General features: G+C 56.3%; 25 protein-coding genes. 11 read left to right on the forward strand and 14 right to left on the reverse strand.

The window, feature by feature from the left end; translation table 11 throughout:
* Positions 1–56: 56 nt before the first annotated feature.
* The 9 genes from msrQ to mrcB form a co-directional block, all read right to left on the reverse strand.
* Positions 57–671, reverse strand: a complete 615-nt coding sequence (msrQ, locus tag B347_RS0114225; protein WP_019410363.1) for a protein-methionine-sulfoxide reductase heme-binding subunit MsrQ — start codon at positions 669–671, stop codon at positions 57–59.
* Positions 671–1,684 (reverse strand): protein-methionine-sulfoxide reductase catalytic subunit MsrP, encoded by a 1,014-nt coding sequence (gene msrP, locus B347_RS0114230; protein WP_019410364.1) that lies wholly within the window; start codon positions 1,682–1,684, stop codon positions 671–673. Before msrP ends, msrQ begins: the two co-directional genes overlap by 1 nt.
* Before the next feature lie 63 nt (positions 1,685–1,747).
* Positions 1,748–2,605, reverse strand: coding sequence for a CDP-diacylglycerol--serine O-phosphatidyltransferase (pssA, locus tag B347_RS0114235; RefSeq protein ID WP_019410365.1), 858 nt, complete (start codon positions 2,603–2,605; stop codon positions 1,748–1,750).
* Between the two features lie 145 nt (positions 2,606–2,750).
* On the reverse strand, positions 2,751–3,767 hold the full coding sequence (gene ilvC / locus B347_RS0114240; protein ID WP_003194132.1) for a ketol-acid reductoisomerase: 1,017 nt from the start codon (positions 3,765–3,767) through the stop codon (positions 2,751–2,753).
* Between the two features lie 51 nt (positions 3,768–3,818).
* Entirely contained in the window at positions 3,819–4,310 is a 492-nt protein-coding gene (gene ilvN, locus B347_RS0114245; protein ID WP_019410366.1) for an acetolactate synthase small subunit, read from the reverse strand.
* A 2-nt stretch (positions 4,311–4,312) separates the two neighbouring features.
* Positions 4,313–6,037: an acetolactate synthase 3 large subunit gene (locus B347_RS0114250; protein ID WP_026014194.1), complete on the reverse strand. Its 1,725-nt coding sequence runs from the start codon at positions 6,035–6,037 to the stop codon at positions 4,313–4,315.
* Between the two features lie 432 nt (positions 6,038–6,469).
* Complete coding sequence (locus tag B347_RS0114255; RefSeq protein ID WP_019410368.1) at positions 6,470–6,799, reverse strand: YqcC family protein; 330 nt, start codon at positions 6,797–6,799, stop codon at positions 6,470–6,472.
* Entirely contained in the window at positions 6,799–7,539 is a 741-nt protein-coding gene (locus B347_RS0114260; RefSeq protein WP_019410369.1) for a tetratricopeptide repeat protein, read from the reverse strand. Before B347_RS0114260 ends, B347_RS0114255 begins: the two co-directional genes overlap by 1 nt.
* Before the next feature lie 16 nt (positions 7,540–7,555).
* Entirely contained in the window at positions 7,556–9,880 is a 2,325-nt protein-coding gene (gene mrcB, locus B347_RS0114265) for a penicillin-binding protein 1B (RefSeq protein ID WP_019410370.1), read from the reverse strand.
* A 115-nt stretch (positions 9,881–9,995) separates the two neighbouring features.
* Here mrcB and B347_RS0114270 point away from each other — a divergent pair, with 115 nt between their 5' ends.
* From B347_RS0114270 to B347_RS0114280, 3 genes are all read left to right on the forward strand, one after another.
* Entirely contained in the window at positions 9,996–11,552 is a 1,557-nt protein-coding gene (locus B347_RS0114270) for an AAA family ATPase (protein WP_026014195.1), read from the forward strand.
* Positions 11,553–11,644: 92 nt separating this feature from the next.
* Positions 11,645–11,986, forward strand: coding sequence for a pentapeptide repeat-containing protein (locus B347_RS0114275; RefSeq protein WP_019410372.1), 342 nt, complete (start codon positions 11,645–11,647; stop codon positions 11,984–11,986).
* 245 nt (positions 11,987–12,231) lie between these two features.
* Complete coding sequence (locus B347_RS0114280) at positions 12,232–12,504, forward strand: TfoX/Sxy family protein (RefSeq protein WP_019410373.1); 273 nt, start codon at positions 12,232–12,234, stop codon at positions 12,502–12,504.
* Positions 12,505–12,730: 226 nt separating this feature from the next.
* Here the strand turns inward: B347_RS0114280 and B347_RS0114285 are convergent, their stop codons facing one another.
* Genes B347_RS0114285 through B347_RS0114295 form a run of 3 tightly spaced genes read right to left on the reverse strand, consistent with a single transcriptional unit; the run spans position 12,731 to position 15,407 of the window.
* Positions 12,731–13,546 (reverse strand): heme ABC transporter ATP-binding protein, encoded by an 816-nt coding sequence (locus B347_RS0114285; RefSeq protein ID WP_423812783.1) that lies wholly within the window; start codon positions 13,544–13,546, stop codon positions 12,731–12,733.
* Complete coding sequence (locus B347_RS0114290) at positions 13,498–14,481, reverse strand: FecCD family ABC transporter permease (protein WP_192812380.1); 984 nt, start codon at positions 14,479–14,481, stop codon at positions 13,498–13,500. The genes B347_RS0114285 and B347_RS0114290 overlap by 49 nt, the downstream gene beginning before the upstream one ends.
* A 50-nt stretch (positions 14,482–14,531) precedes the next feature.
* Entirely contained in the window at positions 14,532–15,407 is an 876-nt protein-coding gene (locus B347_RS0114295; protein WP_026014196.1) for a heme/hemin ABC transporter substrate-binding protein, read from the reverse strand.
* Positions 15,408–15,580: 173 nt separating this feature from the next.
* Here B347_RS0114295 and B347_RS0114300 point away from each other — a divergent pair, with 173 nt between their 5' ends.
* Positions 15,581–15,919, forward strand: a complete 339-nt coding sequence (locus tag B347_RS0114300; RefSeq protein ID WP_019410377.1) for a Rieske (2Fe-2S) protein — start codon at positions 15,581–15,583, stop codon at positions 15,917–15,919.
* On the opposite strand, the gene sfsA is transcribed toward B347_RS0114300, so the two are convergent.
* Positions 15,902–16,609: a DNA/RNA nuclease SfsA gene (gene sfsA / locus B347_RS0114305; RefSeq protein ID WP_019410378.1), complete on the reverse strand. Its 708-nt coding sequence runs from the start codon at positions 16,607–16,609 to the stop codon at positions 15,902–15,904. The two genes, B347_RS0114300 and sfsA, sit on opposite strands and share 18 nt — an antisense overlap.
* Positions 16,609–17,781, reverse strand: coding sequence for a pyridoxal phosphate-dependent aminotransferase (locus B347_RS0114310; protein ID WP_019410379.1), 1,173 nt, complete (start codon positions 17,779–17,781; stop codon positions 16,609–16,611). Before B347_RS0114310 ends, sfsA begins: the two co-directional genes overlap by 1 nt.
* Before the next feature lie 322 nt (positions 17,782–18,103).
* On the opposite strand from B347_RS0114310, the gene dksA reads away from it, so the two are divergent.
* The 7 genes from dksA (at position 18,104) to folK (ending at position 26,890) form a co-directional block, all read left to right on the forward strand.
* Entirely contained in the window at positions 18,104–18,544 is a 441-nt protein-coding gene (dksA, locus tag B347_RS0114315; RefSeq protein ID WP_019410380.1) for an RNA polymerase-binding protein DksA, read from the forward strand.
* Positions 18,545–18,717: 173 nt separating this feature from the next.
* A complete protein-coding gene (gene gluQRS, locus B347_RS0114320; RefSeq protein ID WP_019410381.1) occupies positions 18,718–19,614 on the forward strand; it encodes a tRNA glutamyl-Q(34) synthetase GluQRS in 897 nt (298 codons plus the stop codon).
* Positions 19,615–19,693: 79 nt separating this feature from the next.
* On the forward strand, positions 19,694–19,870 hold the full coding sequence (locus B347_RS26285; protein WP_003176118.1) for a hypothetical protein: 177 nt from the start codon (positions 19,694–19,696) through the stop codon (positions 19,868–19,870).
* Positions 19,854–22,808: a sensor histidine kinase gene (locus B347_RS0114330; protein WP_026014197.1), complete on the forward strand. Its 2,955-nt coding sequence runs from the start codon at positions 19,854–19,856 to the stop codon at positions 22,806–22,808. The genes B347_RS26285 and B347_RS0114330 overlap by 17 nt, the downstream gene beginning before the upstream one ends.
* 22 nt (positions 22,809–22,830) lie before the next feature.
* On the forward strand, positions 22,831–24,267 hold the full coding sequence (locus B347_RS0114335; RefSeq protein ID WP_019410383.1) for a sigma-54-dependent transcriptional regulator: 1,437 nt from the start codon (positions 22,831–22,833) through the stop codon (positions 24,265–24,267).
* A 742-nt stretch (positions 24,268–25,009) separates the two neighbouring features.
* Positions 25,010–26,404 (forward strand): polynucleotide adenylyltransferase PcnB, encoded by a 1,395-nt coding sequence (locus B347_RS0114340; protein ID WP_019410384.1) that lies wholly within the window; start codon positions 25,010–25,012, stop codon positions 26,402–26,404.
* A gap of 3 nt (positions 26,405–26,407) precedes the next feature.
* Complete coding sequence (folK, locus tag B347_RS0114345; RefSeq protein ID WP_019410385.1) at positions 26,408–26,890, forward strand: 2-amino-4-hydroxy-6-hydroxymethyldihydropteridine diphosphokinase; 483 nt, start codon at positions 26,408–26,410, stop codon at positions 26,888–26,890.
* The last annotated feature ends 54 nt before the right edge of the window (positions 26,891–26,944 follow it).

A 26,944-nucleotide genomic window follows, 5' to 3' on the forward strand; every position in this document is an offset into this window, starting at 1 on the left:
CCGGAAGTGGGGCGAATTATAGGCCGTTGAAAATCTGAGTCAAGCCTTAATTTGAATTAAGTGGCCAGTACTGTCTTCTTCTTATATAGGCGAGGGATTCGACGCATCACCGGCGGGATCCGCAGCAGCAAAAGGCACGCTCCTATAAAGGCATAGATCGACCACTCTTTCAGGTCTGCACGTACAATCCACAACATATGCAACAGACCCAGCCCAACAACCACGTACACCAAGCGATGCAGCTTCTTCCAACTAGCACCCATTCGCCTTTGACTGTAACGATTGGAGGTCACCGCCAGAGCCAACAAACAAAGTGCCCCCAAGCTGCCGACAATAATGTAAGGCCGCTTACTTAGTTCTACCCCCAACTGAGACCAGTCGAGCCCAAGCACAAAGAACAAGTAGGCACACAGGTGCAACATCACGTAGGCAAAACACCACAACCCGATCTGCCGGCGGACCGCAATCCACCCCGGCCAGCCCGTCAGCTTTTGCATGGGCGTCATGCACAGCGTCACCAGCAACAAGACCAGAGTCCCGAGCCCCAGACGATCAACCAACACCTTTCCAGGATCCGGCCCCAAAGCAAAGCTCCACGCCGCATAGAGCCAGTACAAAGGCCAGATAGCAGCCGCCATGAATACGCCGAAACGCCACAGTGGAAATTTCATCAGTAATTCTTCCGCAGATCCAATCCGGTATATAAAGAAGCGACTTCATCCGCATAGCCATTGAACATCTGCGTATCCCGCACATTAGGGCTAAACAAGTTGCTCGGCAGACGTCGCTCACGCGCTTGCGTCCAGCGAGGGTGATCGACTTGTGGGTTCACATTGGCATAGAAGCCGTATTCATTAGCCGCAATACTCTGCCAAGTGGTTTTCGGCTGCTCCTCAACCAGGCTGATTCGCACAATCGACTTCACACTCTTGAAGCCATACTTCCACGGCGCAACCAAACGAAGAGGCGCACCGTTCTGATTCGCCAACTCACGGCCATACATCCCCACCGCCAATATGGCCAGCGGGTTCATCGCCTCATCCAGACGCAAGCCTTCTACATAGGGCCAATCAATCAACGCAAAGTCTGAGCGCTGGCCCGGCATGATTTTCGGGTCCTTCAAGGTTTCAAAGCGTATGAATTTAGCTTTCGATGTGGGCTCAACCTGCTTAAGCAACGCTGACAAGGGAAACCCCATCCAGGGAATGACCATTGACCACGCTTCTACACAGCGCAACCGATATATCCGCTCCTCTAATTGGTAAGGCTTCATAAAGTCCTCAAGGGCATAACGCCCCGGCTTACCCACCTCGCCATCCACGACCACCGTCCACGGCTCGGTTTTCAAGGCGCCGGCGTATTGCGCCGGATCACCTTTATCAGTACCAAACTCATAGAAGTTGTTGTAGTGCGTGGCATCCTTAAAGGGTGTGACGGCCTCCCCTTTGACTGTCACTGCCTGCCACTGGGTCTGCGGGAGTTTCTCGGTAAACCAGCCCGGCGCCTTACCCGGATCAACATCCGCGTAGCGCGAATCGTCAGTGGCACTCGCCCAACGCGGCAGGGCGCTAACGGCTAGTCCTGCAAGCGAACTGCCCAGCAAAGCACGACGGGATAAATAGAAGGACTCAGGCGTGACGTCCGACTCTTTGCAATCGGACGCTTTTGGTAACTTGATGAGCATGGCAACTCCGCAGTATTGGAGGACTGATGCCCCAATAGACTACGGAGTATGGGAGAAATTACATCATTGGCCGGTTTTGTTACGGCGCAGGTGCAATAAATACTGAATCGGCCCCGATGCGGCATACACCAAGAAGGCCAGTAGCAGAATGCGCGGTGGATCACTGAATACCACTGCAAACACCAGCACTACCGCCAAGATCGCCACAAATGGCACACGCCCCTTCAAGTCCAGCTCTTTAAAGCTGCTGTACTTAATGTTGCTGACCATCAGCATGCCCGCAGCAGCCACCAACAAGGCAACCAGGAACGACATTTTCGAACCCTGGATGCCGTAATCACTGAACGCCCAGACAATACCTGCTACAACGCCGGCGGCGGCCGGGCTGGCCAAACCAATAAAGTAACGTTTGTCAGCAGTTCCGACCTGCGTATTGAAACGGGCCAAACGCAAAGCAGCGCCCGCAACATAAATGAAGGCAACCATCCAGCCAACCTTGCCCATGTCCCCCAGCGCCCATCCAAATGCAAGCAGCGCAGGCGCCACGCCAAACGCAACCATGTCCGACAATGAATCATATTCAGCGCCAAAAGCGCTTTCGGTATGAGTCATACGGGCAACACGACCATCAAGGCCGTCCAAGACCATGGCTACAAAGATCGCGATGGCCGCAAACGCAAAATACTTGCTCGCACCCGCGGCATCGCCGGCACTCATGGCGCTTTGAGCACTCATAGAGCTGATGATCGAATAAAAACCGGCGAACAGGTTCGCCGTCGTGAAAAGGTTCGGCAGCAGATAGATACCACGATGCCGGACTTTGCGACCTTCAGCGTCATGCCCTTCTTCGACATGTTCATCGATAGGTAGCAGGCTATCGGCGTCAGGAGCCTGTTTTGGCTCTTCGGGACGTTCGCTCATGGACATTACCTTGCAACGATATGGAAAGTTTCAATAGAGGCTTGCAGATCAACAAACACCCGCAAACGATCCTGCTTTATACCAGAAGCCGCCGCGTAAACGAAAAAACGCGGCCTAGGCCGCGTTTTCTCTGAATCGTACTGACTTAGTTTTTTGCTTTGTCGACGATCTTGTTCGCGCCGATCCAAGGCATCATCGAGCGCAGTTGCTCGCCGATAACTTCGATGCCGTGAGCAGCGTTGTTACGACGCTTGGCGGTCATCGATGGGTAGCCGGTAGCACCTTCGCTGATGAACATCTTCGCGTACTCACCATCTTGAATGCGCTTCAGAGCATTGCGCATTGCTTGACGGGACTCAGCGTTGATCACTTCAGGACCGGTTACGTACTCGCCGTACTCAGCGTTGTTGGAGATCGAATAGTTCATGTTGGCGATACCGCCTTCGTACATGAGGTCAACGATCAACTTCAGCTCGTGCAAGCACTCGAAGTAAGCCATTTCTGGCGCGTAGCCAGCTTCAACCAACGTTTCAAAACCAGCTTTAACCAGCTCAACAGTGCCGCCGCACAGAACGGCTTGTTCACCGAACAGGTCAGTTTCGGTTTCGTCTTTAAACGTGGTTTCGATGATGCCGGTACGACCGCCACCCACGCCTGCCGCATACGACAGGGCTACGTTTTTAGCGTTGCCCGAAGCGTCCTGATAGATCGCGATCAGATCAGGGATGCCGCCGCCTTTAACGAATTCCGAACGCACAGTGTGACCCGGCGCTTTTGGCGCGATCATGATGACGTCAAGGTCAGCACGCGGAACAACCTGGTTGTAGTGAATCGCGAAACCGTGGGAGAAGGCCAGAGTTGCGCCTTTCTTGATGTTCGGCTCGATTTCGTTCTTGTACAGAGACGACTGGAACTCGTCCGGGGTCAGAATCATAACCAGGTCAGCAGCGGCAACAGCGCTGGCAACGTCAGTAACTTTCAGACCGTGAGCTTCAGCTTTGGCGACAGTAGCCGAACCTTTACGCAGACCAACGGTAACGTCCACGCCGGAATCTTTAAGGTTGCACGCTTGAGCGTGACCCTGAGAGCCGTAACCGATGATGGCTACTTTTTTGCCCTGGATGATCGAAAGGTCGCAGTCTTTGTCGTAATAAACTTTCATGATTTTCCTTTATGTATCCAGGCCATTCAGGCCATTAGCACTTGTTAGATTTTAGATGCTGAGTACTTTGTCGCCACGGGCAATACCCGTCACGCCACTGCGAACTGTTTCCAGGATCGAAGCGGTACCAATCGACTGGATGAAACTGTCGAGCTTGTCGCTGGTGCCTGTCAACTGCACGGTGTACACGCTGGCGCTGACATCAACGATCTGCCCTCGGAAAATATCCGTAGTGCGTTTGATCTCTGCGCGCTGAGCACCAGTAGCCTTGACCTTAACCAACATCAGCTCGCGCTCGATGTGAGCACTCTCCGACAAATCAACCAGTTTGACCACTTCGATCAGCTTGTTCAGGTTTTTGGTGATCTGCTCAATCACCTCATCATGCCCCACGGTCGTCAACGTCAGACGCGACAAAGTCGGGTCTTCCGTGGGCGCCACCGTCAGGCTTTCGATGTTGTAGTTACGTTGCGAGAACAGCCCAACAACGCGAGACAGAGCACCGGGTTCGTTTTCAAGAAGCAAAGAAATAATGTGCCGCATGATTAAGTACGCTCCGTCTTGCTCAGCCACATGTCGCGCATGGAGCCATCTTTGATCTGCATCGGGTAAACGTGCTCACTGGTATCAACCTGAATATCCAGGAACACCAGGCGATCTTTCATGGCGAAGGCTTCTTCCATCTTAGGCTTCAGGTCTTTGAGATCGGTGACCCGAATACCCACATGCCCATAGGCCTCGGCCAACTTGACGAAGTCAGGCAGCGACTCCATGTAAGAGTGCGAGTGACGGCTGCCGTAATTCATGTCCTGCCATTGGCGCACCATGCCGAGAACACCGTTGTTCAGGGTGATGATTTTTACCGGCAGGCCATACTGCAAGCACGTCGACAACTCTTGAATGTTCATCTGAATACTGCCCTCGCCCGTCACACATGCGACGTCAGCATCAGGGAAGCTCAGTTTTACACCCATCGCAGCCGGGAAACCGAAGCCCATCGTGCCCAGACCGCCCGAGTTGATCCAGCGATTAGGCTTGTTGAAACGGTAATACTGGGCAGCAAACATCTGGTGCTGACCCACATCGGACGTCACAAAAGCATCGCCCTTAGTGACTTCACAGAGCATCTCAATCACAGCTTGTGGCTTGATCTTGCTACCGTCACCTTTGTCGTAAGGGAACAGGCCGCGATCACCGCGCCACTCATCGATCTGCTTCCACCAGCTTGCAACCGCTGCAGGGTTTGGCTTCTCGCCGATGTCCTTGAGGATCGCAACCATTTCGGTCATAACGCTATCAACCGGACCGACAATTGGCACGTCTGCCTTGATGGTCTTGGAGATGGACGCAGGGTCGATATCAACATGAATAATCTTGGCGTTCGGGCAGAACTTGGAAGCTCCGTTGATGACTCGGTCATCAAAACGTGCACCCACCGCCAGGATGACGTCAGCATTATGCATAGTCATGTTGGCTGTGAAGCTGCCGTGCATACCCAGCATGCCAATGAACTGGCGGTCTGTGCCCGGGTATGCACCCAAGCCCATCAGCGTATTGGTCACGGGAACGTCGAGCATTTTCGCCAGCTCGGTTAACGGTGCTGCACCGCCACCCAAGATAACGCCGCCGCCTGCGTAAAGAACCGGGCGCTTGGCCGCCAAAAGCATTTCAACCGCTTTGCGGATTTGCCCAGAGTGACCACGCACAGCCGGGCTGTAAGAGCGCAACTTGGCTTTTTTCGGGAAAACGTATTCGAATTTTTCAGCCGGATTGGTCATGTCTTTCGGAATATCTACCACCACCGGACCCGGACGGCCGGACTGCGCGAGGTAGAACGCCTTTTTCATGACTTCCGGGATTTCGGACGCATGCTTGATCATAAAGCTGTGCTTCACGATAGGCCGCGAGATACCGATCATGTCGGTTTCCTGGAAGGCATCAGTCCCGACCATAGTGCTAGGCACCTGACCAGAAATGATCACCATCGGAATGGAGTCCATGTAGGCAGTCGCAATACCGGTGATGGCGTTGGTAGCACCCGGCCCGGATGTTACCAATACCACACCGGCTTTACCGGTGGCACGGGCATAGCCATCAGCCATATGGGTTGCAGCTTGTTCGTGACGAACCAGGATGTGGGTGACGTCCGGTTCCTTGAACAATGCATCGTAGACATGCAAGAGAGCACCACCAGGGTACCCATAGATATATTTGACACCTTCGTCACGCAAAAAGCGGACGAGCATCTCACCGCCAGATAAAAGCTCCACGTTGTTCACCTCTAAAACGCCAGAATACCGTTCACAAAAATACGAACGGGTCTTAATAGGTTTACTTCTCAGCAGAGCATGAGCGACGGTGGTCGCCGACTACGTCAGCACTGACTGAGCAAGTATTGGGAGCCCCCCAAATATTGCGGGGTTTTCCCACCCAGCGCGAGGTAACGCGTTGCGGGTGTAACAGGTCGGCGCGGGTATGCGCCTCATGATCTGCTGAGAGGGTCTGCTTCTGGCAGTCCCTGTACAGCGGTCTTTGGATTCTTCTGTTTCAGCCTCTCCAAGTCAAGCAATAATTGCGCTTTTTTCCAACTAAGCGCATGAGAACATAGAAGAAACCGAGTTGATGAGGGATAAAACTCGCGTAAATGGCGCAAAGCGGTAGAAATATGCGCAAGACTGCCGAAAAAAACGGCAGCCAGGCAATTAACGAGCGTCGACGATCAATTGGTCGAATTTTTTCAGCGCAGTCCGCAATCCAAGACTCTCTTGTGGCCGATCGGCATAGACCATCTCAGCCATCTCAAGAATCCCCGACGCATTGGGCAGAGGAAGATCCTGCTCAAGTATCTGCTTCATCCTTATCAGAAAGATCCATTGCAACCACTGATGGAAGTCCAACGTGTCGACAGAGAATGGCTCAACACTGCTCAGCGCTTCAGCGCTGGGAGACACCTCGTCCCACCAGCCCTGCACGCGCAACTCACGTTCAATCAGCAATAATTGTTCGGCAATCGCTGGAAATCGGACATCCATCAGAGACTGACCTTGGCTTTTTGACGTGCCAGTGCAGCGCCCGCCGCATCACCTTGTTTGTCACGCGCTTGGGCGATCAAACCCCACAAGCTCGCCTGCAAATCCGGACGGCCACTGGCAAAGGTCAAGCCACGACGAGCAAACTGCTCAGCCTGGGCGGCATCGCCTTGGGCCATACGCACTTGCGCCAGACGGTAAAGCACTTGCGGTTCTCGGGGCGCCACGCGCTGCGCCCGCTCAAGGCTCGACGAAGCACCGTTCAAGTCGCCACTCGCCTGTTGCTGCTGAGCCGTAGTCAGCAACGCCAATACCGGCCCATCTAGCTGCTCATCAGCGGCAAGGCCACTGCTGCTGGACGGAATGCCGCTCGGCGTAATAGGCGCCGGAGCACTGTACGTCGTTGACGGCGTGTAGCTGCCAGTGCTGAGCGGCGCAACGGCTGCCGGGCCTGGGGTAATCGGCCCTGGCGTGAACGGCTGGCTGCTGATCGGCGTTGAAACGGCCGCGCCGCCACCTGGGATCATCACCACTACACCCGAATCCTGAGGAATCGCCTGGGCCTGCGTTGCACGCGGCGCAGCAGCCTGTGGGTAACTATTTGTCGTGCGCTGCGACGAAATGCGTTCGCTGTTCGACACCGGAACGCCGGAGTCGACCACAGGGATCGACCCCTGTGGCACGCTGGCGCAACCATTGAGCAAAGCTAGGGCTGAAACAGCCGGAATCCACCACTTATTCACGTCAAACCCTCTTTGCTTAATTCAACCAGCCCTTGACCCAATCCATCACGGCTTCGCCTGTCGCGGGCGCCTGCGCGCCACAACCGGCCCCCGCAGGTGGCTCACTGCCGCGAATATACGGCATCTGCACCGCGCCCGGGCAGTCAGCGGCAGAGCCTTGCCCGGTATGCGGGTCAATCCAGGCCTGAACAATGTTGTCCGGCTGCGGCATATCAAGCGGCAATGGGTCAGCCTTGCTCATAAAGCTGGTCCACACCTGCAAGGCGCCACTCGCGCCAGTAAATGGCGTTTTGCCGTTGTCATCACGGCCCAGCCACACCACCGCCAGCAAGTCCTGACTGAAACCTGCGAACCAGCTGTCACGCGAATCGTTACTGGTACCGGTTTTACCCGCTAACGTGAGATTTTTCGGCAACACGTTATAGACCGAACGCCCCGTACCTTCGCGCATCACGTGCTGCATCGCGGTCTGAATCAGGTAAATAGACGCAGGGTCGAAGCGCTGCTGGATCTGGAACGGATAACGTTTCAGCGGCTGGCCTTCAGCCGTCAACACACTGCGAATTCCGCGCATTGGTGTATTAAAGCCGCCGTTGGCCAATGTCTGATACATCGTCGCCACTTCCATCGGGCTCAGCGCCCCAGCGCCGAGCAACATTGAAGGGAATGCCGGGAATTCGCGCTCTACACCCAGCCGCGCCAGCGTCTTGAGCACATTAGGTACACCGACTTGCTGCCCCAACCGAACGGTACCGAGGTTGTAGGAGTTCATCATCGACTGATACAGGAAAATCGTGCCGTGCGAGCGACGGTCATAATTCTGAGGCGTCCAGACCTGGCCATCGGCTCCTTTGATCGATATCGGTTCATCCGACAACCAACTCGTCAGCGTGAACTGGCTCGGCCGTTCAAGTGCAGTCAGATAGACCGCCGGTTTGATCAACGAACCAATGGGACGCACCGCGTCCAGCGCCCGGTTGAAACCCGCGTAGCCTGGTAAGCGGCTGCCGATCAACGCTTGAACTTCACCGGTTTCCGGGTTGGTCACCACCATCGCCGCTTCGACTTCATCCGAACCTTTGCGCCCGGCCAGACGTTTAAACGTATCGCCAACAGCTGCTTCAGATTTCATCTGCAGAATGGGGTCGAAACTGGTGAAAATTCGCAGCCCTTCTTCGGTCAAGTCTTCGTCGCGATAATCTTCACGCAGTTGGCGTTTGACCAGGTCCAGGAAGCCCGGGAATGAGCTGTCCGCCAAGCTGCCTCGTTTAGTCACACCGAGCGGCATCTTCTTGGCAGCGGCCACCTGCTCTGCAGTCGCAACACCCTGTTGCTCGAGCAAATCGAGCACCAAGTTACGGCGCTCAAGCGCCCGCTCAGGGTAGCGACGCGGATTATAGGCAGAAGGTCCTTTAACCATCCCTACCAGCAACGCCACTTGGTGCAGCTTTAGCTCAGACAAAGGCTGACTGAAGAAGAACTGACTGGCCAAACCAAAACCGTGCACGGCACGCTGGCCGTCTTGGCCGACAAACACCTCGTTGAGGTACGCCTCAAGAATCTCGCGCTTGTCGTAGTGCATCTCCAACAGCAGCGCCATCATCGCTTCTGTCAGTTTGCGGGTCAGGCTGCGTTCGTTGGTCAGGTAAAAGTTCTTGACCAACTGTTGCGTCAACGTACTGCCGCCCTGGCGCATTTGCCCGGACGACGTATTGACCCACATGGCCCGAATGATCGACTTGGGCGACACACCAAAGTGATGATAAAAATCGCGGTCTTCCACCGCTACCAGCGTATCAAGCAGGTACGGCGGTGCTTGATCGATATTGATCAGAATGCGGTCTTCAAGGTTTTTCGGATAAATACCGCCAATCAACAGCGGCTCAAGCCGTACTACGGGTAACTTGGCGCCGTTGGACGCGGAAAGCTCTGATACATAATCGCCAGAAAAACGCACACGCACAGGCTGCGCCTGCTCAGCGCCTTCATAAAACTGGAAGCCTCGCGTGTTGAGGTCAACCGTGTTGCCATTTACCGACGCCGCGCCGGGGCCATTGACCACACTTTCGCGGCGATAGCCCAGCGCATCGAGCTCCGTCAGGAAGTCGTTCTTGCTCAGCTTTTGGCCGACAAAAAGCTCCAGCGGCCGCGCGTAGACCTTGGCAGGGATGCTCCAGCGCTTGCCGGAGAACTTCTCCTGAACGATGGCATCGAGGTAAACAGCAAAACCTGCCAGCACAACCAGGCCGACGAGGCTGAGCTTCAGGGCCCAGCCCAGCCAGGGCCGAAGGCCGCCAGAAGGACGTTTGGAGCGAGTGCGGGGGGATCGAGTTCGAGTCATGGCGCGAGATTATACGCACTTTGCTCATGTTCATCATGCGCGTCCGGCGGTTTGCACGACCGCTGTCAACAGCCATAATGGCGCATCGAATTTTCCCGCCTTAGAAGGACCGACCGTGAGCCAGAACCTGATTGCCGCGTTACAAAATCCGAGCTTATACCCGCATAAAGTCGACGGGTTTCAGGTTATCGAGACCCACATATCTTGGGTCATCCTCACTGGGCCCTACGCCTACAAACTCAAAAAACCGGTTAACTTCGGCTTTCTTGACTTCACTGAACTCAGCGGCCGCGAATTCTTTTGCAACGAAGAACTGCGCCTCAACCAACGCCTAACCGAAGGTCTGTACCTCGACGTATTGCCTATTACCGGCACCATTGAAGCACCCCAACTAGGCGGTGATGGCCCTGTCATCGAATACGCGCTAAAAATGCGCCAGTTCCCGCAAAGCCAACTGCTAAGCACACTGCAAGCCAATGGCGAGCTGACTGCCGCGCACATCGACGATATGGCCCAGCAAATCGCCCATTTTCATACTAATGCCCCGCATGTTCCGCTTGAACATCACCAAGGCACGCCCGAAGCGGTCATGGAGCCGGTGCGTCAGAACTTCGAGCAAATTCGCCCTTTCCTTTCGGACAAGGCCGACTTGCAGCAACTCGACGCACTTCAGGCTTGGGCTGAGGCCAGCTTCACCCGCCTCAAGCCGCTTCTGGAGCAACGCAAGGCAGAAGGCTTTATCCGCGAATGCCACGGTGATATTCACTTGGGCAACGCGACAATGATCGACGGCAAGGTAGTGATTTTCGACTGCATCGAATTCAACGAGCCTTTCCGCTTTACAGACGTGTACGCCGACGCAGGGTTCCTTGCCATGGACCTTGAGGACCGTGGCCTCAAATCGCTCGCACGACGTTTTGTCAGCCAGTACCTAGAGCTGACCGGCGACTATAAGGGCCTTGAACTGCTGAACTTCTATAAAGCCTACCGCGCTTTGGTTCGCGCCAAAGTCAGTCTGTTCAGCATGCCAGCCGAGGCCGGCGCCGTTCAGCGCGCCGCCACGCTGCGCCAATACCGCAACTACGCCAATTTGGCTGAAAGCTACAGCACGATTCCTTCACGCTTCCTGACCATTACCCACGGCGTTTCGGCTGTCGGTAAAAGCTCCGTTGCCATGCGTCTGGTTGAATCCTTGGGGGCCATTCGTTTGCGCTCCGACGTTGTGCGCAAACGATTGTTCGGCGAACAGACTACTGACAACACCATCGGCCAAGGCATTTACAGCGCCGACGCCAGCGCTACGACCTACAACAAACTGCATGAGTTGGCAGGCATTGTTCTGCGCGCAGGTTTCCCCGTGGTCATTGACGCGACCTACCTCAATCGCGAACAACGCGATGCCGCTGCCAACGTCGCAGAGGCCACGGGCGTACCGTGCTTGATCCTCGATTGCACCGCACCCGACGCCGTAATCGAAGGCTGGCTGGCCCATCGCAAAAGCATTGGCAGCGATCCGTCCGACGCAACCATCGAAGTCGTCAAGGCACAACAAGCAAGCCGCGAACCACTCGGCGCGGATGAAATCCTGCGCAGCAAGCGCGTCGAAACCAACAACAGCAAAAGCCTCGATACACTGATTAGCGATATCCGCCAACGTCTGCCTGGTCTATAAGAGCTGGTATGCGCCGTGAAACCGCAATGGTTTCGCGGCGTACCGATAGTGGCGCTATAATATCATCGTGCACATCCATCAGGAGACGCTCCATGAGCCGCCCAGTCTTGCTTGAATCGGCGCTCTACTCGTTACTGCATAAAGACGATATCAGCGGGTTTAACCAACAGCGCCCATCTGGACACGTCGATATGCGCGGCGGAGACTTTCGCGGGCTCGACTTACGAACGCTAAATGCCGATGGGGTCGACTTTACCGATGGCTACTTTCGCTCTGCGGACCTGCGCGGCGTGGACTTGCGTAATACCTGTATCGAAGGCGCCAGCCTCGCCCACGCGCAAATCTCAGGCGCGTATTTCCCGGTTGAACTGACGGCTGATGAAATTCTGATGTCGGTTAATTTCGGCACGCGTTTGCGCTACCGCACTAAATAAAGCAAATACGACACCCGCCCCAACACCAGAGCGGCGTTGAGCTTGGACTTTAAACGTATGGCAGACGCTCTAGCCTTGGCCTCTCAACGAGAGGCTCATATTGGCCTAACGCCAACTTCTTCATCTATTCCCCTTGCTTGTTCCAAAACCGACTAACGCCCGGCGACTTTCCTATCAGCCGCTACACTCATACAGATCCGTTTCATCTCGTAAACGCTGAGCTCACGCCGTCGCAAGGAGGGCTGATGCACGATGAACTCCAGCATCTAAAAAACCTCGGAAAAACGTCAGCACAGTGGCTGCACGCAGTCGGTATTCACAGTGCCTCAGACTTAAGGCGCCTTGGGGCAGTGGATGCCTACCGCGCGGTTAAGGCTCGAGGCTTCCGAGCATCGAAAGTGCTGCTGTATGCCATTGAAGGCGCCCTGCTGGACGTTCACTGGAACGATATACCGACGGAGCGAAAAGTGTTTCTGAACAAGCAGGTGGAGAGCTTATCGACACTGAAAAAAAGCTAGCGTGCACCGTTTATCGGGCCTGCAAAAAAAGCTCAAAAACAGGTATTGACTTGAAAATGAGAATTGTTATTATTACGCCATCTGGTCGCGAGACCAGTCGATCTTCTGGAAGGCCCTTGGTTCGGACTCTCAGAAAATCTCCTCATCAGGCTAATCACGGTTATTTGACCCGGCTCTTGCCGGGTCTTTTTTTTACGATTGAAAGCTGTCTACTAAACGCCGCCTGCTAGCGCGCAAGAATCACCGGATGCCCTAGCTCCGGGTGCGACTGCACCAACACATCCAGACCAAACACAGCTTTCAACACGTGCGGCTCCAACACGTGTTGCGGGCAATCCAGCGCACGCGGGCAACCGTCTTCAAGCAGTAACAAGCGATCGCAATAACGCGCCGCCAGGTTCAAGTCGTGCAGGATGATCAATACCGCTGCACCACGATCAGCGAACGCACGAATGGCTTTCAAGGTGGTGTGCTGATGCAAAGGGTCAAGCATCGAAGTTGGTTCATCAAGCAACAACGTTTGCCCATTTTGCCCCGGCCATAATTGCGCCAGCACCCGCGCCAGATGAACCCGCTGACGTTCCCCCCCCGACAAAGCCAGATAACTGCGACCTGTCAAATACTCGACATCCGCCGCTTGCAAGGCCGCACAGATAATTTCAGCGTCACGCACACTCCCGGTCTGATGCGGCAAGCGGCCCATGCCAACCACTTCTTCAACACGAAATCCGAAGTCGAGGGTCGAGGTTTGCGGCAACACAGCTAGACGTTGCGCCCGCTCGCTGCCTTTCCATTGACTCAAAACCTGGTCGTCTAGCCAGACCTGCCCGTCTGTCGGCGCCAACTCCCCGCACAACGCAGCCAAAAGCGTGCTTTTGCCCGCGCCATTGGGGCCAAGCACGCCCAATACCTCGCCCGGACGAACATCAAGGGTGACATCAGTCAGCACCACTTTTGAGCCACGGCGAATCTGTAAATGTTCTGTGCGTAGCATCAGTGGCGGCCTCGCAACAGTAAGTAAAGGAAAAACGGCGCGCCCAATAACGCAGTCACAATACCAATCGGCAGCTCTGCCGGGGCCAAGACCAGACGCGCAATCAGATCAGCAAACAGCAGCAAAGCGGCGCCAGCCAGTACAGACGCAGGTAACAACACCCGATGATCAGGGCCCGCCAGCAGTCGTACCAAATGCGGCACCACCAACCCGACAAAACCGATCATGCCTGCCGCGGCTACCGCCGCACCCACGCCCAACGCAGTGCAGAACACCAACTCACGCTTCAGACCTTCAACATTGACGCCTAAATGATTGGCTTCAGATTCACCCAATAACAACGCATTCAGCGCACTTGCGCGACGTGGCAACCACAAAGCAACCCCCACCGTGACAATCAGCAGAGGCCACAGACGTGAATAACTGGCGCCGTTCAGGCTCCCTAAGTTCCAGAACGTGAGTGTGCGCAACGTCGCGTCATCGGCCAGGTAAGTAAACAGCCCGACGGCCGAGCCGGCCAACGCCGTCAACGCGATACCCGCTAGCAACATCACTGCGACATTGGTCTGACCGTTGCGTCGCCCAAGCCGGTACACCAACGCGGTCACACCCAACCCGCCGAGAAACGCACAGAGCGACAGCAAATACGGCCCCATAACGTCTGGCAGCCCGCCAAATGCCGCACCGCCAACAATCGCAATCGCCGCCCCTAGCGCAGCACCACTGGACACGCCCACCAAACCCGGGTCGGCCAGAGGGTTACGAAACAGTCCTTGCATCGCCACGCCAGACAGCGCCAGCACGCCACCAACCGCCAGCCCGAGCAGGGTCCGGGGCAAACGAATCTGCCCCAGAATCAACTCGGCTTGCTCCAACCCTTCGGCCTGAATCGGTACGCCGATCAAACGCAGTGCCGCACGCAAGGTGTCAAAAAGCGGCAAGCTAACCGGGCCCAATGCCAGCGATAACCAAATTGCCAGCAAACACAACGCACTCAGCCCAATAAATAAAGAACGCGGCTTAACCAGCGTCCTCATGGGTTGGCCGACGCCGCAGGGTAAAACTCAGCGGTCAGTTGCTTCAAACTGGCCGGCAAACGAGGGCCTAGGCCGCCCACCAAAAGCGTTGGGTCCAACTCATAAATACGTCCGTCTTTGGCGGCGCGAATCGAGGCCAGAATCGGGTTCTCTTTAATCAGTGCTTTACGTGCCGCCTCCCCTGTCAGGCTGCGGTCTGCAAACACCAGCACTTCAGGGTTCAGACCTGCCAGCGCTTCGACAGAAAAAGGTTTATAGCCGGTGTGAGTCGCCAGGTTGTGCCCGCCTGCCTGAGTCAGTAGCCAGTCTGCGGCGGTGTCTTTGCCGGCGATTAACGGCTTGCCGCCCGCATGCCCGAGCAGTAGCAGCACACCGGGTGACGAGTGGTTGGCCTGCACCTGTTTGACCTGCTGCTGGTGCTCGTCCAACTGTTGTTGATAAGCCTTAAACAACTGCACAGCCTGCGCCTCATCACCCAGCAGACGCCCCAAATGCGTGAGCGTGCCCTGCAGACTTTCCAGGTTGGCCTCTGCTGAGAACATTTCGACCGGGACACCCGCATTGCGAATCTGCGCCAGAACAGGCGGCGGGCCGATTTCGTCTGTGCCGATCAACACATCCGGTTTCAAGCTTAAAATCCCTTCCGCCGAGAGCTGACGCTGATAGCCAATGCTGGGCAGGGATTTAAGTGATTGAGGATGTTGACTGGTGGTATCGACCCCAACCAATTTAGACTCTGCGCCAAATGCGCTGACCCACTCCGAAAGCGCCCCTCCAGCGCTGACCCAACGTTGCGGCAACTCGCCAGCCAAGCAGGCATGACTGATCATAAGGCCTGCACAAAGCATTATTAGGCGGGTACTCAAGCGCATACAGGGCGTTCCTTGATAAGAGGGCTCAACAGGACAACGGTTTTGCCGCGCAGTCAAAACAGCACACTGCAAAGCAAGCGGCCATTTGATAATTGTTTGCATTTGCACGTCAACCTCTTAACCCGGCTCAAACGCGCTATCTACCCAAACATCAGGGTAGGTTAAGGATTGCAATGAAGTTTTTATGCCCCTCTGCAACGCTGGCCGAAGGCGCCAGCCTGGGTTTCGAACAGGACGGCGCGCGTGTGTTCGCAGTTCGCCGAGGCGGTCAGGTGTATGCCTACAAAAACCGCTGCCCGCATCGCGGTGTGCCGCTGGAGTGGCAACCCAATCAGTTCCTCGACCCCAGCGCCAGCCTGATTCAGTGCGCAACGCACGCGGCGCTGTTTTTGATTGAAACCGGGGAGTGCGTTGCCGGGCCTTGTGCCGGGCAGTTTCTGACAGCCCTCGATTGCCACGAAGACAATCAAGGAATCTGGATGACACCAGAAGAATCAGAGGATGACGTCTAATCGGCGATCAACCACCACGGAGTCAGAGGTAAGACTCACGCCATACGCCAGCACGTGCACCCCGGCGGCGACCGCCTCGCGCAAGGCTGCGGCGTAACCGGGATCGATTTCCTGCGCCGGTCGCACAGCGTCGATGCCGGTGAGATTGACGCAGTACAGTTGCACGGCCCGCACACCTTCACGGGCCAGACTGGCCAGCTCACGCAAGTGTTTGGCGCCACGCTGGGTGACGGCATCCGGAAAAGCCGCTACCCGAGTGCCATCAAACCCCAACGTCACGCTTTTAACCTCAACGAAGGCAAAACCGTCTGGGTACTCCAGACGAAAATCAATCCGGCTGTTTTCCTGTCCGTAAGCCACTTCACGCTTGAGCGCGGTAAAGCCGTTCAACTCCGTGATGACGCCTGCCAGCAACGCTTCCTCGATCAAACGATTGGCGCGCCCGGTGTTCACGCATGCCAGCCGTCCTTGCGGGGTTGTGCTGATTTCCCACGTGCCCGGCAACTTGCGTTTGGGGTCATTGGAGCGACTGAACCAGACCTGCCCGCCCTCCACCATGCAATTGAGCATCGAGCCGGTATTCGGACAATGGATGGTCAGCAACTCGCCCGAGGCTGTCTCAATGTCCGCTAAAAAACGCTTGTAGCGCTTGAGCAGACGTCCTTCTTCTAACGCGGGGAAGAACTGCATCAGTGTGTCCAGGTCCGCAAACCACGAGCGATCCGCTCTACGGCTTCTTGCAAACGCGGCAGGCTTTGAGTGTAGGCAAAGCGCACATGATGCCCGGCCTGAAACCGACCAAAGTCCAGGCCCGGAGTGAACGCTACGTGCTCCGTTTCCAAGAAGTGCCGGCAAAATGCAAATGCATCATCACCAAACGCGCTGATATCGGCGTACAGATAGAACGCACCTTCGGGTTCAACCGCAATCCCGAACCCAAGCTCACGCAAGGCCGGCAACAGAAAATCGCGGCGACGCCCAAACTCGGCGCGGCGCTCTTCCAAAATGGCCAGTGTTTGCGGCTCGAAACAGGCCAGTGCTGCGTACTGCGCCATGCTCGGGGCGCTGATGTAGAGGTTCTGCGCAAGCTTTTCCAAATCGGCCACCGCCTCAGGGGGCGCCACCAGCCAGCCCAGGCGCCAGCCCGTCATGCCGAAATATTTGGAGAAGCTGTTGAGCACAAACGCACTGTCATCAACCTCCAGCACGCTGGCCGCCTCGCAACCATATGTCAGGCCGTGATAGATCTCGTCCACCACCAAATGACCGTTGCGCGCCTTGATCGCCGCCGACAACGAGGCCAGCTCATCGCGGCTTAAAATCGTGCCCGTCGGATTGGCAGGCGATGCAACCAACGCCCCTACGCTGTCTTGATCCCAGTATCGCTCGACCAAATCGGCAGTCAGTTGGTACCGAACGTCGGGACCGACCGGCACCAACTGCGCGGCACCTTCGACCAAGCGCAGGAAATGTCGATTACATGGGTAGCCGGGATCTGCAAGTAACCAGTGTTTGCCGGGGTCTACCAGTAGGCTGCTGGCTAAAAGCAAAGCACCGGAGCCTCCTGGAGTGATCAGAATGCGTGAAGGATCAATATTCAGGCCGTAACGTTGCTGGTAAAACCCGGAAATAGCTTCACGCAACTCAGGCAAGCCTCGCGCGGCGGTGTAACGCGTCTTGCCAGCAGCCAACGCCGCCTGGCCCGCTGCAATAATCGGCTCAGCCGTGGTGAAGTCCGGCTCACCGATCTCCAAGTGAATCACATCGTGCCCCGCCGCTTGCAGTTCGTTGGCACGCGCCAACAACGCCATCACGTGGAACGGTTCGATCGCGCGACTGCGCGCACTGTAAGACTGAGCCATGAGCCTGCCTTCCTGGGTAAGCAAAAGCCCGATTCTACCCAAGCACTGTCACAAGGGAGAGCGAAATAGAGTCTTAGACTGCGCATGACTAGAACCAAACGGCGCAAGCATCGGTCATAGGTCGACTAAAGTTATTAATTAGCCACTAATCTCAAGCATCACAGGCTCTGTACACAGCAACTGACAATGGGCTAGACAACCGGGAGTAGCGCGGTCCGATTTGATCTGGTAAGTTCGCCCGCTTGCAGCCGCAGGGCCGGCAGGTGTCGGTGATGTTGCAATCCTGCGCAATGGATTAGAAGAATGAGAGGCGGTCCATTTCATGCCCACACAAGCAAAGCAACAGAATAGTCAACTTAGCGGCTTCGAACCCTACGTTGAACAGAAGGGTGAAGAGTACATGGGCGAGCCCATGCGTAAGCACTTCACCAAGATTCTGCAAAAGTGGAAACAGGACTTGATGCAGGAAGTCGACCGCACCGTTGATCACATGAAAGACGAAGCGGCAAACTTTCCTGATCCAGCTGACCGCGCAAGCCAGGAAGAAGAGTTCAGCCTGGAACTGCGTGCCCGCGATCGCGAGCGCAAGCTAATCAAGAAAATTGACAAGACCTTGCAACTGATCGAAGACGAAGAATACGGTTGGTGCGAGTCTTGCGGCGTCGAAATCGGTATCCGCCGGCTCGAAGCACGCCCCACTGCGGACATGTGTGTAGACTGCAAAACCTTGGCTGAAATCAAGGAAAAACAAGTCGGCAAGTAATCGTCGGTTTGAACTAATGGGGCGTGCGAACGCCCCATTTTTGTTTTTGTAATTTGGCCACCCAGCCCTGTAGCCGCTGCCGCAGGCTGCGATAAGGACCAAAGGGCCTTCAAAGCACCAAGACTGCTACGCACCCCATCGCAGCCTTTGGCAGCGGCTACAGGATTTATGCCATGACGGCTGTTTCAAACCCCTCCTACATCGGGCGTTTCGCCCCAACGCCCAGCGGCCATCTGCACTTTGGCTCGCTGGTTGCCGCCCTCGCCTCGTATCTTGATGCACGCTCTGTAGGCGGGCGCTGGCTGTTGCGTATGGAAGATCTCGATCCTCCGCGCGAAATGCCCGGCGCCCAGGCCGCGATTCTGGATGCGCTGCAACGCTATGGCTTTGAGTGGGACGGCGAACTGGTTCGCCAAAGCGAACGCAACGACGCCTACGCGCAGGTGCTGGACCGATTGTTTAGCCAAGGCTTGGCCTATGCTTGCACCTGCTCACGCAAACAACTCGAAGGCTATAACGGGATTTATCCGGGGCTTTGCCGCAATGCGGGTCACTCGATGGACAACGCCGCCATACGCGTACGTGTGCCCGAGCTGGAATATGCGTTTGAAGACCGCGTGCAAGGCGTATTCCACCAGCATTTGGGACGGGACGTGGGCGACTTTGTGATTCGTCGCCGCGACGGGCTGTACGCCTATCAATTAGCCGTGGTGCTCGACGATGCCTCGCAAGGCGTGACCGATATTGTGCGTGGCGCTGACCTGCTGGATTCCACGCCGCGCCAACTCTACCTGCAAGAACTGCTCGGCTTGTCGCAACCTCGCTACCTGCACGTGCCGTTGATCGTACAGCCGGATGGCCACAAACTCGGCAAATCGTACCGTTCGCCGCCGCTAACAGCCGAACAGGCCAGCCCCTTGCTACTTCGCGCCTTACGCACATTGGGCCAAGCGCCCGACCAGCATCTGAATAGCGCCAGCCCGCGAGAAATCCTCGAATGGGGCATCGCACACTGGAATGCCGAACTAATACCGCGTGCGCTCACCCTGGCAGAAGCGCAATTACGCTGACACCCCTTGCAGGTTGCCAGCCATCCGTTACCATCGCCGCACGTTTTTAGGGCATGCGGCCAGCAAAAGTGAGGGCAGAATGTATATCTATCGTTTGGTCCTGTTGCTGGTTGTCGGGATTTACCTGTTTTCCCCCGCCATCATGGATTGGTGGATTGACGCGACGGGCGCCTGGTACAGGCCGTATCTGCTTTGGCTGATTCTGATCGTTGTGACCTTTATTCTTCAGAGCCAAAAAGATGCCGATGAGCTTTAGCCTGACCCAGATGGTGCTGGTCAGCGCCGCCTACTTGCTGGTGCTGTTTGGCGTGGCGTGGATCAGTGAACGCGGCATGATCCCGCGTGCCATCATTCGTCACCCGCTGACCTACACCTTGTCACTGGGTGTGTATGCCAGCGCTTGGGCTTTCTATGGCACCGTAGGCCTGGCTTATGAATACGGCTACGGCTTTTTGTCCAGCTACCTCGGGGTTTCTGGCGCGTTTCTACTGGCCCCCGTCCTGCTCTATCCCATTTTAAAAATTACCCGCACCTACCAGCTCTCATCGCTGGCCGACCTCTTTGCCTTTCGTTTTCGCAGCTCCTGGGCGGGGGCACTGACCACCATTTTCATGCTGATCGGCGTGTTACCGCTGCTGGCCCTGCAAATCCAGGCCGTGGCGGACTCCATCAGCATCCTGACCCGCGAGCCGGTCCAGCACCGCGTGGCCCTGAGCTTTTGCGCGATGATCACCCTGTTCACGATTTTCTTCGGATCTCGGCACATTGCCACCCGTGAAAAACACGAAGGGCTGGTGTTTGCGATAGCCTTTGAATCAGTGATCAAGCTAGCGGCCATTGGCGGAGTGGGCCTCTACGCGCTGTACGGCGTATTTGATGGCCCACAGCAACTGGAAGTGTGGTTACTACAAAACCAGACGGCTCTCGCGGCCCTGCACACCCCGTTGCAAGAAGGGCCATGGCGCACCTTGCTGCTGGTGTTTTTTGCCTCGGCCATTGTGATGCCGCACATGTATCACATGACCTTTACCGAGAACCTCAACCCTCGCGGGCTGGTCAGCGCAAGCTGGGGCTTGCCGCTGTTCTTGCTGTTGATGAGCCTCGCGGTACCGCTCATCTTGTGGGCTGGGCTCAAACTGGGCGCCACCACCAATCCCGAATACTTCACCCTGGGTATCGGCATCGCAGCCAATAGCAAATCCTTGGCGTTACTGGCGTATGTAGGCGGACTATCGGCCTCCAGCGGGTTGATCATCGTGACCACGCTGGCGCTGTCGGGCATGGCGTTGAACCATCTGGTGCTACCGCTTTACCAGCCACCCGCCGAAGGCAACATCTACCGCTGGCTGAAGTGGACCCGCCGCGCACTGATTGTGGCCATCATCATGGCCGGCTACGGGTTCTACCTGCTGTTAGGCGCAGAGCAGGATCTGGCCAACCTCGGCATCGTGGCCTTTGTCGCCACGTTGCAGTTTTTGCCGGGTGTGCTCTCGGTCCTGTACTGGCCCACCGCAAACCGACGCGGCTTTATCGCCGGTTTGCTGGCCGGGATCGTGGTGTGGATGGTTAGCATGCTGTTCCCGCTGGTCGGCAACTTCCAAGGTTTCTACATCCCGTGGCTAGACATGATCTACGTGCTGGACGACACCAGTTGGCACATGGCAGCCATCGCCTCGCTCGCCGCCAACGTGCTGATGTTTACCCTGATCTCCTTGTTCACCAATGCCAGCCCCGAAGAAGCCAGTGCCGCCGAAGCCTGCGCTGTGGATAACGTTCGCCGCCCACAGCGCCGCGAATTGCATGCCGCCTCCCCTCAAGAATTCGCCACCCAACTGGCCAAGCCTTTGGGCGCCAAAGCGGCGCAAAAAGAAGTCGAGCAAGCCTTGCGCGACCTGTACTTGCCGTTCGACGAGCGCCGTCCTTATGCCTTGCGCCGTCTGCGCGACCGAATCGAAGCCAACCTGTCAGGCCTCATGGGCCCAAGCGTTGCCCAAGACATGGTCGAGACTTTCCTGCCTTATAAATCAGGCGGCGATAACTACGTTACCGAAGACATTCACTTCATCGAAAGCCGGCTTGAGGACTATCACTCGCGCCTGACCGGTCTGGCCGCCGAACTCGATGCCCTGCGCCGCTATCACCGCCAAACGTTGCAAGAACTGCCAATGGGCGTGTGCTCCTTGGCCAAGGATCAAGAGATCCTGATGTGGAACAAAGCCATGGAAGAGCTGACCGGCATTCCTGCGCAACGTGTCGTGGGCTCTCGCCTGAGCACCTTGGGAAACCCGTGGCGTGAACTGCTACAAGGCTTTATCGACCTGCCCGACGAACACTTGCACAAACAGCACTTGGCCCTCGACGGTCAGACTCGCTGGTTAAACCTGCACAAGGCAGCCATTGATGAGCCTCTGGCACCGGGCAACAGCGGCCTGGTGTTGCTGGTCGAAGATTTAACTGAAACACAAATGCTCGAAGACAAATTGGTTCACTCCGAGCGTTTGGCCAGTATCGGCCGACTGGCGGCGGGCGTGGCCCATGAGATCGGCAACCCAGTGACCGGCATCGCCTGCTTAGCGCAAAACCTACGTGAAGAGCGCGAAGACGACAGCGAGCTGACCGAAATCAGCAGCCAGATTCTCGAACAGACCAAACGCATATCGCGCATTGTGCAGTCGTTGATGAGCTTCGCCCACGCCGGCAGCCACCAGCACAACGACGAGCCCGTATGTCTGGCCGAAGTCGCACAGGATGCCATTGGTCTGCTGGCCCTGAACCGGCGCAATTTTGAAGTCCAGTTCTACAACCTGTGCGATCCCGACCACTGGGTCGACGGCGACCCGCAACGGTTGGCTCAGGTGCTGATCAACTTGCTATCAAACGCCCGTGATGCCTCCCCTGCCGGCAGTGCAGTGCGCGTCAAAAGCGAGGCCAGCGAACACACGGTCGATCTGATCGTGGAAGACGAAGGCAGCGGTATTCCGAAGAACATCATGGACCGATTGTTCGAACCTTTCTTCACCACCAAGGACCCTGGCGAAGGCACCGGTCTGGGCCTTGCACTGGTCTATTCCATCGTTGAAGAGCATTATGGACAAATCACCATCGACAGCCCGGCTGACATTCAAAGCCAACGCGGAACCCGTATCCGGGTGACATTACCGCGTCATGTCGAAGCGACGTCCGCTGTGAACTGAGACCGTCGAGAGAACCGAATCAATGCCGCATATTTTGATCGTCGAAGACGAAACAATCATCCGCTCCGCGTTGCGCCGTCTGTTGGAGCGTAATCAGTACCAAGTCAGCGAAGCTGGTTCGGTACAGGAAGCACAAGAGCGTTTCAGCATTCCCTCGTTCGACTTGATTGTCAGCGATTTGCGCCTGCCAGGAGCGCCAGGCACCGAGCTGATCAAGTTGGGGCAAGGCAAGCCGGTGCTGATCATGACCAGCTACGCAAGCCTTCGCTCAGCCGTAGACTCGATGAAAATGGGCGCGGTCGACTACATCGCCAAACCCTTTGATCACGACGAAATGTTGCAAGCCGTCGCGCGCATTCTGCGAGACCGTCAACACCCGCAGAGCGTGGCCGTTGAACGCCCAGCGACCAAGGCCGGCGGTGCCGACAAAAGCACCGTGGACAACAGCAACGGTGAAATTGGCATCATTGGCTCGTGCCCGCCGATGCTCGACATGTACAGCAAAATCCGCAAAGTGGCCCCGACTGACTCCAATGTATTGATTCAAGGCGAATCCGGTACAGGTAAAGAGTTGGTCGCACGCGCCCTACACAACCTGTCCAAACGCGCCAAAGCGCCAATGATTTCGGTCAACTGTGCGGCCATTCCCGAATCGCTGATCGAGTCCGAACTGTTCGGCCACGAAAAAGGTGCATTTACCGGCGCCAGTGCAGGGCGTGCAGGGTTGGTAGAAGCGGCCGATGGCGGCACCTTGTTCCTCGATGAAATCGGTGAATTGCCACTCGAAGCTCAGGCGCGCCTGTTACGCGTTCTGCAAGAGGGCGAAATTCGCCGCGTCGGCTCGGTGCAATCGCAAAAAGTCGATGTGCGGCTTATTGCGGCAACCCACAGAGACCTCAAGAACCTAGCCAAGGTCGGCCAGTTCCGCGAAGACTTGTACTACCGCCTGCACGTCATCGCACTCAAGCTGCCTGCTTTGCGTGAACGAGGCGCTGACGTCAACGAAATTGCCCACGCCTTCCTCGCCCGCCAAAGCGCCCGCGTTGGACGCACTGACTTGAAGTTCGCCCCCGACGCAGAACGCGCCATTAGCCATTACACGTGGCCAGGTAACGTTCGCGAACTGGAGAACGCAGTCGAGCGCGCCGTCATCTTGTGCGAAAGCCCGGAAATTTCGGCTGAACTGCTGGGCATCGACATTGAACTCAGCGATTTGCAAGACGACGACTTCATGGGCCTGGCCCCGCAGCAGAGCATCAGTAGCGGTAACACTAGCCTGGACCCAACCGAAGACCTGTCACTGGAAGACTACTTCCAGCACTTTGTTCTGGAACATCAAGACCACATGACCGAGACCGAACTGGCCCGCAAACTCGGGGTAAGCCGTAAATGCCTGTGGGAGCGTCGCCAACGCCTAGGTATCCCCCGTAGAAAAACTGGGGTCGCGAGCGAAAACTGAGTCCGGTAACACGCGCAGCGGTGAAAAAACTGTTACCGCTGACGATTCACGTAACAAAAGCCGGGGTTTACGGTAACGAAACCCCGGCTTTTTTTGGCCCTTTAAAAAGTCAAAACCGTCAAACCCCCCTATTTTGCTGGGCTGTGCAAAAGTTGGCACGACCCCTGCTATATGTATTCGTACAAGAACAATAAGAATCACAGCAACACACAATAAAAATAAGACGTATCGGCTCACGCATAACAAAAACAACACGGCGGAGGCGCAGCTAACTGATTGTTTTGGAGAGGCGTTGTAAATGGGGGTTACCCCACGACTAGGCAGAGAACAACAAAAACTGCACTTAAAGCAGAGCCTGAACTAGTTGGATCATTGATCACATCAACACAGCGACCAAAGCAATCCGTTTGCTCTTATCTCTCAATTTGAGAGGGCTACGCAGGAATAACCTCTGTAGTCAGGGCACTTAATAAAAACAAAAAGCCCGAAAAACATAATAAAAATAGAGCATGCAACTAATTCTGGGGGAGCTTCGGCTCCCCTTGTGCTTCCTGCGATTCAGCAAAAACCGCTTACACGCTCTAACTCAACCCTCTTGCAACTGTTTTAGCGTGCCGCTTGTAGCTTCGCTCGCAAGAGCGGCTCAGCGTCCTACACCATCCCCTGACTAAATGCTAGAATCCCGGCCCATCATGCGGTCATTCTTCGTTTTGGCCGAACATTCCTTCAAACAGTGCATCCCATGCTGAAGAAGCTGTTCCAGTCACTCCGTTCTCCCAAGCGTCGTACGCAACAACTGCGTAGCACCCCTGAAGTGCTCAACAGCAGCCAACACTCGCTGCAACGCGCCCAGTTCAGCCGTTACGCGGTCAATATTGTCGAGCGCCTGCAGAACGCCGGTTACCAGGCCTACCTGGTCGGTGGTTGTGTACGCGACATGCTGCTCAACATCACCCCTAAAGACTTCGACGTCGCCACCAGCGCAACCCCTGAACAGGTGCGTGCCGAATTTCGCAACGCGCGAATCATCGGTCGGCGGTTCAAGTTAGTGCACATCCACTTTGGTCGCGAAATCATTGAGGTCGCAACCTTCCGTGCCAATCACCCGCAAAACGACGAAGAGGAAGACAGCAACCAATCCTCTCGCAACGAAAGCGGGCGCATTTTGCGCGACAACGTTTACGGCACCCTTGAAGAAGACGCTCAGCGTCGTGACTTCACGATCAATGCCCTCTACTACGACCCGGTCAGCGAACGCATTCTCGATTACGCAAACGGCGTACACGACATCCGTAACCGCTTGCTGCGCCTGATCGGTGATCCGCAACAGCGTTACCAGGAAGATCCGGTGCGCATGCTGCGAGCTGTGCGTTTCGCTGCCAAGCTCGACTTTGGTATCGAAAAACACACAGCAGCACCGATCCGAGATCTGGCGCCCATGCTGCGTGAGATCCCGGCAGCACGGCTATTCGAAGAAGTGTTGAAGCTGTTCCTCTCTGGCAATGCCTGCGACACGTTCGAAATGCTGGTCGACCTTGAGTTGTTCGATCCATTGTTCCCGGCCAGCGCCGAAGCACTGGAGCACAACCCGACGTACACCCACACGCTAATCAGCGAAGCCTTGCGCAACACCGATCTGCGCATCAAGCAGGGCAAGCCAGTAACCCCGGCCTTCCTATTTGCTGCGCTGCTGTGGCCTGCTCTGCCTGCTCGCGTGTTGCGTCTGCAAGACCGTGGCATGCCGCCTATTCCAGCCATGCAGGAAGCCGCCCACGAACTGATCGCTGAGCAGTGCCAACGGATTGCCATTCCCAAGCGTTTCACCATGCCGATTCGCGAGATTTGGGACATGCAAGAACGCCTGCCGCGTCGGAGCGGCAAACGCGCTGACATGTTGCTGGACAACCCGCGCTTCCGTGCTGGCTATGACTTCTTGCTGTTGCGTGAAAGCGCCGGCGAACAGACCCATGGCTTGGGCGAATGGTGGACTGATTACCAGGACGCCAATGACAGCGGCCGTCGCGATATGATCCGCGACTTGAGCAACAACAAAGATGACGGCACCGGGACCGCCCCGCGCAAACGCCGCCGCACCAGCAGCAGTAAACGCAAACGCGGCACCGGCGCGGACGAGTAAGCGATGGAGCGGATCTACATCGGCATGGGCAGCAATCTGGCTGACCCGGCAGACCAGTTGCGCAGCGCCGTACAGGCGCTGACGCAACTGCCTGACTCCCGCTTCGTCGCAGTGTCGGCGTTCTACCAAAGCGACTCACTGTTACCCGGCCAACCGCGTTACACCAATGCCGTAGCCGCCATCGACAGCACGCTGGCACCTCTGGACTTGCTGGATGCGCTGCAAGCCATCGAGCTGGATCAAGGTCGCGAACGCCATGAACGTTGGGGGCCGCGCACGCTTGATCTAGACATCCTGCTATTCGGCGATCGACTGATCGAGGAGCCTAGACTCAAGGTTCCGCATTACCACATGCACGCCCGCCCCTTCGTTTTGTATCCGTTGGCCGAACTGGCCCCTGCCTCACTGACGCTCGCCGATGGGCGTAGCCTCGAACAGTTGCTGGCAGACTGCCCGTTTGTCGGCCTCGAGCGCCTTGAACGTTAAGCTGAAACGAATCAATAATCCCGGTAACACCCCCGCGGTAACACCTCTAATTGA

The organism is Pseudomonas psychrophila HA-4 (assembly GCF_000282975.1).
Lineage (GTDB): Bacteria > Pseudomonadota > Gammaproteobacteria > Pseudomonadales > Pseudomonadaceae > Aquipseudomonas > Aquipseudomonas psychrophila_A.

What these genes read in the sequence shown, in the direction of transcription:
- msrQ (WP_019410363.1), bottom strand. Translation starts at nt 671, where the DNA reads ATGAAATTTCCACTGTGGCGTTTCGGCGTATTCATGGCGGCTGCTATC.
- msrP (WP_019410364.1), bottom strand. Translation starts at nt 1,684, where the DNA reads ATGCTCATCAAGTTACCAAAAGCGTCCGATTGCAAAGAGTCGGACGTC.
- pssA (WP_019410365.1), bottom strand. Translation starts at nt 2,605, where the DNA reads ATGAGCGAACGTCCCGAAGAGCCAAAACAGGCTCCTGACGCCGATAGC.
- ilvC (WP_003194132.1), bottom strand. Translation starts at nt 3,767, where the DNA reads ATGAAAGTTTATTACGACAAAGACTGCGACCTTTCGATCATCCAGGGC.
- ilvN (WP_019410366.1), bottom strand. Translation starts at nt 4,310, where the DNA reads ATGCGGCACATTATTTCTTTGCTTCTTGAAAACGAACCCGGTGCTCTG.
- B347_RS0114255 (WP_019410368.1), bottom strand. Translation starts at nt 6,799, where the DNA reads ATGGATGTCCGATTTCCAGCGATTGCCGAACAATTATTGCTGATTGAA.
- mrcB (WP_019410370.1), bottom strand. Translation starts at nt 9,880, where the DNA reads ATGACTCGAACTCGATCCCCCCGCACTCGCTCCAAACGTCCTTCTGGC.
- B347_RS0114275 (WP_019410372.1), top strand. Translation starts at nt 11,645, where the DNA reads ATGAGCCGCCCAGTCTTGCTTGAATCGGCGCTCTACTCGTTACTGCAT.
- B347_RS0114280 (WP_019410373.1), top strand. Translation starts at nt 12,232, where the DNA reads ATGCACGATGAACTCCAGCATCTAAAAAACCTCGGAAAAACGTCAGCA.
- B347_RS0114295 (WP_026014196.1), bottom strand. Translation starts at nt 15,407, where the DNA reads ATGCGCTTGAGTACCCGCCTAATAATGCTTTGTGCAGGCCTTATGATC.
- B347_RS0114300 (WP_019410377.1), top strand. Translation starts at nt 15,581, where the DNA reads ATGAAGTTTTTATGCCCCTCTGCAACGCTGGCCGAAGGCGCCAGCCTG.
- sfsA (WP_019410378.1), bottom strand. Translation starts at nt 16,609, where the DNA reads ATGCAGTTCTTCCCCGCGTTAGAAGAAGGACGTCTGCTCAAGCGCTAC.
- B347_RS0114310 (WP_019410379.1), bottom strand. Translation starts at nt 17,781, where the DNA reads ATGGCTCAGTCTTACAGTGCGCGCAGTCGCGCGATCGAACCGTTCCAC.
- dksA (WP_019410380.1), top strand. Translation starts at nt 18,104, where the DNA reads ATGCCCACACAAGCAAAGCAACAGAATAGTCAACTTAGCGGCTTCGAA.
- gluQRS (WP_019410381.1), top strand. Translation starts at nt 18,718, where the DNA reads ATGACGGCTGTTTCAAACCCCTCCTACATCGGGCGTTTCGCCCCAACG.
- B347_RS26285 (WP_003176118.1), top strand. Translation starts at nt 19,694, where the DNA reads ATGTATATCTATCGTTTGGTCCTGTTGCTGGTTGTCGGGATTTACCTG.
- B347_RS0114330 (WP_026014197.1), top strand. Translation starts at nt 19,854, where the DNA reads ATGCCGATGAGCTTTAGCCTGACCCAGATGGTGCTGGTCAGCGCCGCC.
- B347_RS0114335 (WP_019410383.1), top strand. Translation starts at nt 22,831, where the DNA reads ATGCCGCATATTTTGATCGTCGAAGACGAAACAATCATCCGCTCCGCG.
- B347_RS0114340 (WP_019410384.1), top strand. Translation starts at nt 25,010, where the DNA reads ATGCTGAAGAAGCTGTTCCAGTCACTCCGTTCTCCCAAGCGTCGTACG.
- folK (WP_019410385.1), top strand. Translation starts at nt 26,408, where the DNA reads ATGGAGCGGATCTACATCGGCATGGGCAGCAATCTGGCTGACCCGGCA.